A 9958-nucleotide genomic window follows, 5' to 3' on the forward strand; every position below is an offset into this window, starting at 1 on the left:
ACGCTGAGTCGATTCTGCTTTCGGTCTTCGACGAGACGAGGGCGCCGCAGGCGCTGGGGTCCTGGGTGAGCTTGGCGTGGCTCGGAGCTGGGAAGGGCCCCGACACGACTGGCCCTTTCCGCCGAGAGGCGCCGACCGAGATGGCGGCGTGGGCCGCGATGTCGGTGGCCGGCTCGGTTGCCGATGCTGAGTTGTATCCGGCTCCCTCCTGGTGGGCTACGCGAGGAATCGCCCGGGCAGATCGGATGAGTCGACAGGAGTGGGTGGAGCGGACCGGCAGCACCTGGGAGCGGCACTATGCGCGGGGTGTTGCAGTGGCGCTGGGCTGGGTGACCGGGGAGCTAACTGACCCCAGGGCGATGTGTCCATCGCTTAACGGAGGTGCCGACCCGATCTCGTCGCTGGACCGCGAGCGGTATCGCACCCAGCTGCACCGAGTCGCTGCGGGGACAGCGGTGCGGTGACGATCTGCTCCTCACCCGACATCGGCCGCGTGTGCCTCGTCGAGGTCCACACTGGCCTCCGAGGCGTGGTCGTCGGTGTGCCAGTGGGCAAGTTGAGCCGCGCGGAGGTCTGCATCGGCCTGGTGGTCGGTAATCTCGCGGGCTTCAATTTCGGCCAGCGCCCTCGCGGCGCGGTCGAGGGAGACCGTGACGTCGTCAGCGCTCGGGACGCGAACGAGGTCGTCGCGAGCCTGGCGGGTTTCGCGGGCGGCCACGTCGCGTAGATCGTCGAGCGCGGTTTCGGGCATCGGTCGGTCGTCGACGTGCGGGAGGGGTACGTGCCGGCGCTCGTCGCCGCGGTCGATGTCCGCATCGGTGATTCCTCGGTACTGGTCTTCGCGCACGTCGGCGTCGCGAGCTGCCGCAAGCCACTCCTCAGCCGTGACCAGTGGTTCCGACTCGATATCGGTGCGACGGTCTGCCAGGACAGCAACGGCCTCGTCGGCTGCTGCGCAACTTCCGGCGGTGTGGGCCAGCCAACGCGCGCGAGCGTCGTCGACTTGCTCGAGCTGGCCGACGCGGCCGTCGAGTGCCTCAGCGAGCGCCGCCGCGTCTGCGGCCTCACGCCGCAGTCGGGCCTGGTCTGGGAGGGGCGCAGCGTCGGCCTCGGCGAGACGCAGGCTTGTGTCGCGTCGGTGGTTCTCGGCAGCTTGTCGAGTGGCAGCGAGTTCATTGCCGACGAACGGCGGGGCGAAAGACTGCTCGCGCTCCCACGCGCGTACCCGCATCCGCAGTTGGCCATCGGACAGTTCCGCGGCCTCCCTGCTGACTTCGGGGCGGCCGAGGGCTCGCCACGCCGCGCGGTAAGCGGCGTAGTGCTCGATCTGACCAGCGCGTGGTGCCCGTCCAAGAACGTCCATCGCACCAGCTGGGTCAGTGAGGTCGCGGTGCGCCGCCACAGCGGTCGCCGCCTGCCGCCAGGCATCCTGCTGCGTGGGTTCTGACGGTAGCGGCCCGAAGGCCTCGACAGCCCAGGCAGGCGGATCGGCAGCGACGGCCATCCCGAGCGCGTCAGAGCGGTCGTCGGCCGTCGACGCGAGACGGTCGAGGTAGGTCTGCCACGCCTGATCGTCGAGTCTGGGGATTCGGGAGGTCCACGTTTCCCCGACGGGGTCGAGCCGAAGGCCGCGGTCGGTGATGCGGGTGTGGATGACGTTGGACAGGTTCCGCGCCCCGGCCAGTGACCGGTCCTCGATCGCTGCAGCGAGGACCATGTGTGGGTCGTGGCCGGCGAGCTCGACGCGCCGCAGGATGCGGGTCAGGGTCGCGGCGCCGTCCTCGGCAGCGATCTGCCGCCGCTGAGACCCGGTCAGGATGCCGTCGGCGGCGAGTTGGTCGAGCCACCGGGCGGTGCGGTCGGTCGCGGCGAGCTGCGAGGCGTCGGCGAGCAACTCGACCGCGGCGCGCAGACTTCCGTTGTCGGCGGCGGAGTCCGCGGCGGTGGTGAGCGCGGAGCGGCTGGTGTGCTGGTCGTCGGGGTCGAGCAGGCCTGCGAGCATCGCCACGGGGTGGCGGTGCAGGGCCTGGTCGGGTCGGCCCTGGGCTGGGTCGTCGATCGTGGCGGTGGTGGCGATGTGGGAGGTGTTGGTGTGGCGGCCTCGGGACATGCCGACGTAGAGCGCGGCCGAACCGGTGCGGGTGGTGACGACGGTGTGGCTGGTGTCGACCGTCGCCCCTTGGGCGGCGTGCACGGTCGAGGCGTAGCCGAGCGCGAGGTGCTGCCGCACATAGGCGGCGGGCAGGACGATACGGTCGCCGTGCTGTTCGCCGTCGGGTCCGTGCCCGGTGATCACAGCGACCTCGAGGCTGCCGTCGAGGCGGGTGGCGGTGACGCGGTAGGTCTCGCGGTTGATCGGGCCGCGCCGGTTCCCCTCGAGCCCGGCGAGGTGCCAGCCGTTGCGGCGGGCCTCGACGAGGTCTCCGACCCCGGCCTGGACGCCCTGCAGGCCGAGCGGCACTCCGTCTTCAGTGACCTTTCCGAGCCGGACGAGCTCGGCGCGAAGCTGGGCGGACAGGCGCCCGGCCTGCTCGTTGGTGTCGACGATGAGCAGGCTGCGGCGGCCGGCGAGGGTGTCGGCCAGCCAGGCGCGGGTCGCCGAGGTCTCGGCCTGTTCGAGAGTGCCGGAGTCCAGCAGGCGGCCGTGTTCGAAGTACGTGCGGAGCACGCGCTCGTCGCCGGCGCGCAGCTGCAGGGACGCGGCCCGTTCCCAGTCGTCGGTGAAGCGGCGGGCGTCGGCGAGCTCGTAGCGCGCACCGGAGTTCGCGAGCAGGTCCATGCCGCCGCCGGCGCCGACCGCGGCGAGCTGCTTGTGGTCACCGACCAGCAGCAGCTTCGCACCGGCCCGATCCACATAGTCGTGGATGGCTGCCAGGGAGGCGGTGTCGGTCATCGCGGACTCGTCGACGACCACCAGGTCCCCCGCCTGCAGGGCCCAGCCGCGGTCGTCGTCGCGGACCATGCCCTCGGCTGGCTTCGCGAGTCGTTCCTGGCCCGCGAGCCAGCGGGCGACGTTGCGCGCGGTCAGGCCCTCGCCGGCGAGGACGTCGGTGGCGACCTGGCTGGTCGCGAGCCCGAACACCCGCCGCGCCGAGGTCCCCTCTGCGCTCGGTGCGGTCTCCCACGCTCGCGCGATCACGCCCACGACGAAGCTCTTCCCGGTCCCGGCCGGACCGACCAGGGACTCGATGCGCGCGCCCGAGGTCAGCACGCCCTCGACCGAGGCGATCTGGTCTTGGCCCAGGGCGATTCCGGACTCGGCGAGACCGGCCAGAAAGCCCCGGGCATATGCGCGAGACACGACCGCAGCCGAGGTGTCGGCGGCGGCGGCGACGAGGAACCGCTCGGTGCGGACATGGTCCGGCGTGGCGTAGAGCTGAGCCCCGGGCTGCTGGTAGGCAGACTCGCCGTTGGCCAGCCGCAGTTGCGCAGGCAACGCGTCGTCCGCGGCCCGCGCAGTGTCCAGCGGTGTCGCAGCGGACAGCGCCGCGCCCGTGAGCTCGTCGAGCAGCCGGCCGACATCAGCGCCCTCGGTGACGCCGAGGTGGTCGGGAAGCGCGGCGTTGATCGCTGCGGTGAGGTCCGCCCGGGTCCAAGCGGCCTTGCGGGACTGCACCTCCGCCAACGCAAGCTCGACGACCGCCGTCGGCGACCATTCCTCCGCAGCCGGGCCGCCCTCGGCGCGCGCAGCCAGGGCTGAGTCGGCGACCCCGGCCAGCCCGCCCGTGACCTCGCCGCGAACGCGGGTGTCGATCCGATCGAGAAGCTGGTCGCGGGTCTCCCCCGTGTGGGACTTCGCGCGGCGGGTGACCAGAGTGGCGTGCTGGGCGATCCGCTCCCGCTCATAGCTCGTCGGCGCCCGCCCGTGCCTTGCCTCGAATCCCGCGATCAGGTCCGCGGCCTTTGCCGTGACGGCCCGACGCCGGGACGAGACGAGAGCCATCGCCTCCTGGGAGACACCGACGACCTCGCGAGCCTTGCCGTCTGGGCGGGTGGCGATCAGCAGCCCGAGGGCGCTCGTGAGGCGTTCTTCGGTAGTGCGTTCGGCAACCGCGGCCCCGGCGGGTCGCCAGCGGTGCAGGCTGCGCCCGTCGACGGTGCGCCAGGTGCCGTCGGGGCCTTCGACGCGATTGAGAATCGTGTTATGGATGTGCAGCTGCGGGTCGTGATCCCGCGAGTCGTGCTGGAAGAACGACGCCACCACCCAGTCATGCGCATCCGCATGCCGACCCGCCGCACCCCCGTGATGACCGAGGCGGGTGTAGCCAGCCTTCTCCGCCATGTAGGCCAGGCCGGCGTTGTTGCCCGCCCAGATCGCGTCCTCCACCGCAGACCGAAACTGCCCCCACGCCTCCGCAGCGACGTCGTCACCAGCGTTGCGGGCGGCCGCCTCCTTCGCCTCAAATGCCGTGTGGACCAGCGTGATGGACTTGGCGACGCTGAACGTCATGTCATAGAACGCCACATTCCGCCGCGCTGCCTTCCCCGCTTCTGTACGGAGTTCAACCCGGCGTTCAGCCGAGGCGTTCGGCTCCCGTTCAACCGCCGCGGCGTACAACTCGTCCTCGGACTGGTAACGCCGTCCGGTGTGCCCGAGCGTCGTCACCTCGTCCCACTGGGCCGGGTCGTTGAACGCGGGATGGCGGGGGTCGAGGAACCGTTCATAGACCGCCTTCATGTCCTGTGCCTCGACCAGCCCACGCAGCCCGAGCTTCTCCGCGCCAGCACCCCACCATCGCCCCGGAGGCTCGCCCTCGGTGACGGCGCCGGTGTAATAGTTCTCCCGCCCCGCAGCGACCTGCTTGAGCAGGTAGTCGGGGCTGTAACCGTTGTTGATCCTCAGCACCAGCGCCACCCCTTTGACCTGCCGATCCGGCCCTGGCGGGGTCCGGCGACGCGGAGCGCGCCGTCGGGTCGGCCGGAGGCCGGTCCTCCCCTTCGGATCGTGATGCAAAGGTGTGATGGCTTTGATCTTGTAGCTGTTGAGTCTGTTTCGGTGGCTTTGTCGGTCTTGCTGGAGTAGTGCGTAGTCGTGGTGGTGTCGTTCGTGAGGTGAGTGGCAGGTCGGTGCTGGGGAGCTGTGGTGGTCATGGCTGGGTGTCCTCGTGCTCGGTGGCGTGGGCGGTGTCCGGTGCCGCAGCGGCGGCGCTGCGCGGCGGGAGGACCGGGTGTGGGTGGTCGCGGAGCGACTTGAGGACGGTCGCGGCCGTGCCGCGCGAGACCCCGGCCTCGGCCTCGACCTCCGACACCGTCGGCAGGGCACCGTGGCACGCGGCCAGCCGGGCCGCGGCTGCGAGCGCCCGGTCCCGCGCCGGGGACTCAGCACCCCGCACAGGCCCCCGTTCAGCCCGTCCAATGGACGGAGTGACCACCGCATCGGCGTCGTTCAGCCCGTCCAGCGGAACCTCGGCATGGGGTCCGGATTCGAGCACCGGCAGGGGCGCGGTCAACGCCTCCGGGTCACCGGTTGAACGGGTTGAACGGTGCTCTGAACTGTTCAACAGAACCTGTTCAACGCTGACCGCTGAACCCTGAACAGGCGGCTGAACGTCTGAACGCTCCTCCGCTGCCAGAGCGGTTGCGGACGAGTCCGGAGCTGCCGCCAGAAGGTGCAGCAGGTGCGCGGCGAGGGCGGCGGCGATGGCCGGCCATGCGCCGATCCCGAACCTCAGCGCGCCTGGCACCGCCAGCCCACCACCCGGCTCCCCCACCCCGGCGGGGCCGACGGGTGGGAGGTCGCTGGCGAGGAACACCGCCTGCGCGAGCCCGGACAGCCCGGCGGACAGGACAACGACGGCCCACGCGTAGCCACGGGCCGAACCGGTGAGCCGCGCGGTGGCGGTGTAGGCGACGACGGCGAGCCCGTCGGTGATCAGCGGGTAGATCCAGGCGATCGGCGTCGGAACCCGCGCGGCCACGGCGACCTCGAACAGCCCGTGCGCGGTCGCCGCTGCGGCGCCGAGGGCGACGATGAGGCCGGGCAGCCACAGCACCCACCGGCTCCCACCGGTGCTGGCGTCGTGGGTGGTCATCGGCGAAGCCGGTCGTGGCGGGCGATCCGGTCGCGCTGCACCAGCCGTGCCGCGACCGCGGTCCAGTCGGCTCCGGCGGAGATCGCGTGCGAGGCCTGTCGGGCCGCGGCTATCCGGGATGCGCGCAGGATCGCGGTCTCGGCGGCGAGGCGGGCGGCGATGATGATCGGGTCGCGCTCGACCAGGCAGCCGAGTACGAATACCGCGACCGCGGCCCGCTGCGTCGTGTCGTCGGCGGCGGTCCAGTTGGGGGTGCCCAGCAGCGGGATGTCGACATCGGGCCCGGTCGCGGTGATCCAGCTGTCGAGCAGCGCTTCGATCGCGTCGACGTCGCGCTCGACGAGGTATGAGCGCGGCACGGGAGGTTGCGGGGTGGAATCGTGGGCGTTGGTGGGTGTGGTCATCGGTGGGCTCCGTTGGCGCTCGGGTCGGTGGGTTCGGGCGGGGCGCTGTCGCGGGCGGTGGCCCACCACGCGGCGATCTCGGCGAGCTGCTCGAGCGCGGGGACCGCGGGTGCCGTGGCGGTCAGCGGTGGGCGGCCGCCGCGGGTCTGGTGACGCTCGACCGAGCACGACCCGACGTTCTGCCGGATGCGCCGCACCACCCCGGGCCGTTGCCGGTCGTGCCAGTCCCCCGCGAGAGCGACGGAGGCGGCGGGGCCTTGGTAGGCGGCGGACCAGGCGTGCATCAACCAGACGAGCTCCTCGACGAGGTCGGGGTGCCAGAGCCAGCAGTCCGGAAGCGCCGCGGCCCCGTCGGGGTAGCGCAGGTAGATGGCGCCCAGCCAGGCGGTGAGGTCGTCGAGCAGGTTCGTGGTGTCGTCGGGGTTGGCGGGGGCGAGCAGCCAGGTGGGGGCGGGGCCGGCGTTGCGGCGGGTGGCGATCGAGGCGACGGTCTCCGACAGTCGGGCCAGGACCTCGGCCAGCTCGTCGACCCGGCCGGGGAGGGTGGTGAGGGGGTCGATGTCGCGGCGCAGGCTGTCGACGAGCCGGGCCAGCCCGGCGACCGGGCCGGACCAGCCGTCCTCGCCTGCCCCCGGGTTCGGCGGTGGTGGGGTGGTCGAGCTCATGAGACGTTCTCCTGACGAAGGCATGGGCATGGTCATGGCGGGCCGGACCAGACCCGGCAGGAAGCGACGGGTCTGGCCCGGAAGGCCGAAGCGGGGTCTGACGGACGGTCAGCCCGTGGGGCGTCGGTCGTCCTCGGCGTCATCGAGCGGGAGCGCATCGACGACAACCAGCCGTGGCCGTCCATTCGACGACACGTGGGGACCGACGGTGAGTACGCCCCGGACCGGGCGGGCCACCGCGCGACGCCGGCAGATGTGCCGGACGCGCCGGCCGATCCGTGCGGGCAGCGCGCGGCACCACTCGCTGAGTCGCTCGAGGTGGTCGACGAGCTCGGGGTGATCGTCGGCCAAGTCGGCCCAGCGGACCTCGCGGCGCTGCCAGATCATCTGCGCCCGCCCGATCACCGGCGGGATCCCCCGCCGGATCACCAGCACCCGCCCCGCGGGCAGGTTCGCGATCTGCGCCGGCGACAACACCGCCGTCTTCCGCGTCGCCCGCGCCGCCGCGTGGCGCCCCGGCTCGATCGCGTCGGCGGGCTCGTCACGCTCCCCGGTCAGGGTCGACCAGAATTGCAGATCGTCCCGGTCCCGGGTGCCGCCGAACACCATGATCGAGCCCGAGTTGTTCAGGATCGTCGCCGCATCATGCGTGCCATACCTTGCGAGGAGCTGGGCGCGGGACTGGAACGCGCAGATGATGTTCACCCCGCGCCCACCCATGTCCGCGGTCCACGATTCGAGCGGGACCGGGCAGATCAGCGCCGCCTCGTCCAGAGCCAGTCGCAGCGGCGGGTCGAGCCGGCCACCGGGGCGGGTGGCGGCGGTGCGGCGGGCCTGGCGCGCGATGTGCCCGGTCAACGCACACACCAACGGCGCGACCTGCGCCTCCTCACCACCGAGGAGATAGACGGTGCCGTTCGTCGCGAGGAGCTCGTCGACGTCGAGCGGACGCGCCCACGGCTTCTCCTCCCCCAACCCCGCCGCGGCCGACGCCGCGGGGGAGGTGAGCCACCCGAGCGCGGGCATGATCGTCGACGTGATCGAGGACCGGGTCCGGTCGTTGGTGCCCAGGAACTGCCCGAGGTCGAGCTCGAACGCCGGCTCCGGGCTGCGGCGCAGCAGGACCGTGACCTCCCGCGACGCCGCCTCCGGATCGGCCAGCCAGCCAAGGATGTCGCGCATCGTCTTCTGACCGAGGGCAGCGGCGTGCAGGAGCGCGGCGAGGACGCGCCGTCCTTGGGCGTCCCAGAACTCCCGATCCCCACTGCTGCCGGCGCGGGTTGCGGCGGCGAGCATGTCGGTCGCCCGCTCCCCCGCCGTTACCGGATCACTGCACCCGGACACCGGGTCGAAGGTGACCGTGGACGGGAGTCCAGCGAGGCCGACGGCGTTGAACACCCACACCGGCCCACGTCCCGACCGAGTCGTGGACGTCAGATCGTAGAGGTCGCCGCGGGTGGAGGCGACCAGGGCGGCGCCGGGGGCGTCGAGGATCTGCCCGGCCAACCATCCCGACTTCCCGGTGCGGGGGCCGCCGAAGATGAGGGTGACGTCCTCGACCGAGGACCACACCCACAACAACCCGCTGCGGCACAACCGCACCGCCACCTCCGCCACCGGCAGCCGCCACCGGTCCCGCCGGTCCATCCCGGCCAGCGACGGCCGGACGGCGCCGGCGCGGCGGCGCATCGCCCCGGACCCGGCGTGACGGACGACGTCGAGCGTCGAGGCGACCCCGGACTTCCGCCGAGACCGCGAGCCCCACCGGTTCACCGTCGACGACGAGCGCGTCCACCGATGCCACAACCACACCCCACCCGCCCCGGCGGCGAGCAGCAGCACCGGGAGCCCGACCGCCGTCGCCAACGCAGCGAAAGGCAGCAGGCCGATCAGCCCGAGGCAGATCGCGAGCACCGTCGCGCCACGCTTGGCTGCCACGACGGTGCCGACTATCGCAGCAACGGGGATGAGGACGGTCCAGAGGTTCATCGGAGCACCCCCAGGGCGTAGGCGACGGTGTCGGTAATCGCCCGGGCATTGGCCGGGCCCATACGGGAAAAGCGGAACCGGTCCTGTCCCAACGCGATCGCCAAGTCCAGCACCGCGATCTCACTCGTCGACGCCTTCGCGAACTCGCCGTCGTCGAACGCGGTACGGGCGCGGGTCCAGTCGATCCAGCAGGTCCCGTCGCGGTCGCGTTCGATGCATGCTTCGCGGAACTCCTCACGGGCCGGCCAGGTGCCGTGCACGATCAGCAACCCGACCGCCGCCCCCACGTGCGGGCTGTTCCCGCGCGCCCACCGGCGCAGCCCGATCACCGCCGAGGTCGACGACGTCGGCGCGCTCACCGAGTCACCTCCGCAGGAACCTGCGCGCCGCCGATCGAGCTATCAGAGTCGTTGACGTCGGCGGGGTCGTGGACGCCGATGTGGCTGATCCGGGACCAGAAGGTGTTCGCGATCCGGTCCGGGCTGCGCAGCCGGGCGGCGAGTTCGTACAGATCCATCGCCGCCGCGTCCAGGCGCTCGCGCGGGTCGGCCACCCGGGTGTCGTCGTAGACCGGGCGGTTGTCGCCGTAGTGGGCGACCTGCCGTGCCAGGACCTCCGCCAGGCTCCCCACCGCGGCCAGGGTGTCGACCACGTCGGCGGTCATCGCGTAGAAGTCCGCGTGATCCGAGACGGCCGTCCGCTGGGCCAGCACGGCGGCGCGCCAGGACTTCGCCCCGGCCCGGGCCTCACGGACCGCCTCGGGAATGTCGGGATCGTCGATGTGGGTGTTCGTGTGGGTGTTCATCTAGTCTTCGTGTCCTTAAGATCGATCTTGTTCGGGGTTGGCGCCCCGGATACCCAGGGCGAT

At 72.0% G+C, this 9958-nt stretch carries 7 protein-coding genes; all 7 read right to left on the bottom strand.

The annotated features are described in order from the left end of the window. Window positions 1–475: 475 nt before the first annotated feature. The 7 genes from mobF to TOK_RS28100 all read right to left on the bottom strand — a co-directional run bounded on the left by mobF (window position 476) and on the right by TOK_RS28100 (window position 9895). Window positions 476–4855 carry a MobF family relaxase gene (gene mobF, locus TOK_RS28070; RefSeq protein ID WP_253258691.1) on the bottom strand — a complete coding sequence of 1460 codons (4380 nt, stop codon included), beginning with the start codon at window positions 4853–4855 and terminating at the stop codon, window positions 476–478. Window positions 4856–5087: 232 nt separating this feature from the next. Next, the gene (locus tag TOK_RS28075) at window positions 5088–6032 is read right to left on the bottom strand and encodes a DUF2637 domain-containing protein (protein WP_253258692.1); all 945 of its coding nucleotides are present in this window, start codon (window positions 6030–6032) and stop codon (window positions 5088–5090) included. Continuing rightward, the gene (locus TOK_RS28080; protein WP_098961012.1) at window positions 6029–6436 is read right to left on the bottom strand and encodes a hypothetical protein; all 408 of its coding nucleotides are present in this window, start codon (window positions 6434–6436) and stop codon (window positions 6029–6031) included. Before TOK_RS28080 ends, TOK_RS28075 begins: the two co-directional genes overlap by 4 nt. Continuing rightward, window positions 6433–7101: a hypothetical protein gene (locus tag TOK_RS28085; RefSeq protein ID WP_098961013.1), complete on the bottom strand. Its 669-nt coding sequence runs from the start codon at window positions 7099–7101 to the stop codon at window positions 6433–6435. The genes TOK_RS28080 and TOK_RS28085 overlap by 4 nt, the downstream gene beginning before the upstream one ends. 108 nt (window positions 7102–7209) lie before the next feature. Continuing rightward, window positions 7210–9090 carry a type IV secretory system conjugative DNA transfer family protein gene (locus tag TOK_RS28090; RefSeq protein WP_098961014.1) on the bottom strand — a complete coding sequence of 627 codons (1881 nt, stop codon included), beginning with the start codon at window positions 9088–9090 and terminating at the stop codon, window positions 7210–7212. Then, a complete protein-coding gene (locus TOK_RS28095) occupies window positions 9087–9449 on the bottom strand; it encodes a hypothetical protein (protein WP_098961015.1) in 363 nt (120 codons plus the stop codon). The genes TOK_RS28090 and TOK_RS28095 overlap by 4 nt, the downstream gene beginning before the upstream one ends. Continuing rightward, a complete protein-coding gene (locus TOK_RS28100; protein ID WP_253258693.1) occupies window positions 9446–9895 on the bottom strand; it encodes a hypothetical protein in 450 nt (149 codons plus the stop codon). Before TOK_RS28100 ends, TOK_RS28095 begins: the two co-directional genes overlap by 4 nt. Window positions 9896–9958: the final 63 nt, after the last annotated feature.

It is taken from the genome of Pseudonocardia sp. N23, from assembly GCF_002583555.1.
Lineage (GTDB): Bacteria > Actinomycetota > Actinomycetes > Mycobacteriales > Pseudonocardiaceae > Pseudonocardia.

Bases quoted from the DNA above. Each gene is read 5' to 3' on its own strand.
- TOK_RS28075 (WP_253258692.1), bottom strand. From the start codon at position 6,032: ATGACCACCCACGACGCCAGCACCGGTGGGAGCCGGTGGGTGCTGTGG.
- TOK_RS28090 (WP_098961014.1), bottom strand. From the start codon at position 9,090: ATGAACCTCTGGACCGTCCTCATCCCCGTTGCTGCGATAGTCGGCACC.
- TOK_RS28085 (WP_098961013.1), bottom strand. From the start codon at position 7,101: ATGAGCTCGACCACCCCACCACCGCCGAACCCGGGGGCAGGCGAGGAC.
- TOK_RS28080 (WP_098961012.1), bottom strand. From the start codon at position 6,436: ATGACCACACCCACCAACGCCCACGATTCCACCCCGCAACCTCCCGTG.
- TOK_RS28100 (WP_253258693.1), bottom strand. From the start codon at position 9,895: ATGAACACCCACACGAACACCCACATCGACGATCCCGACATTCCCGAG.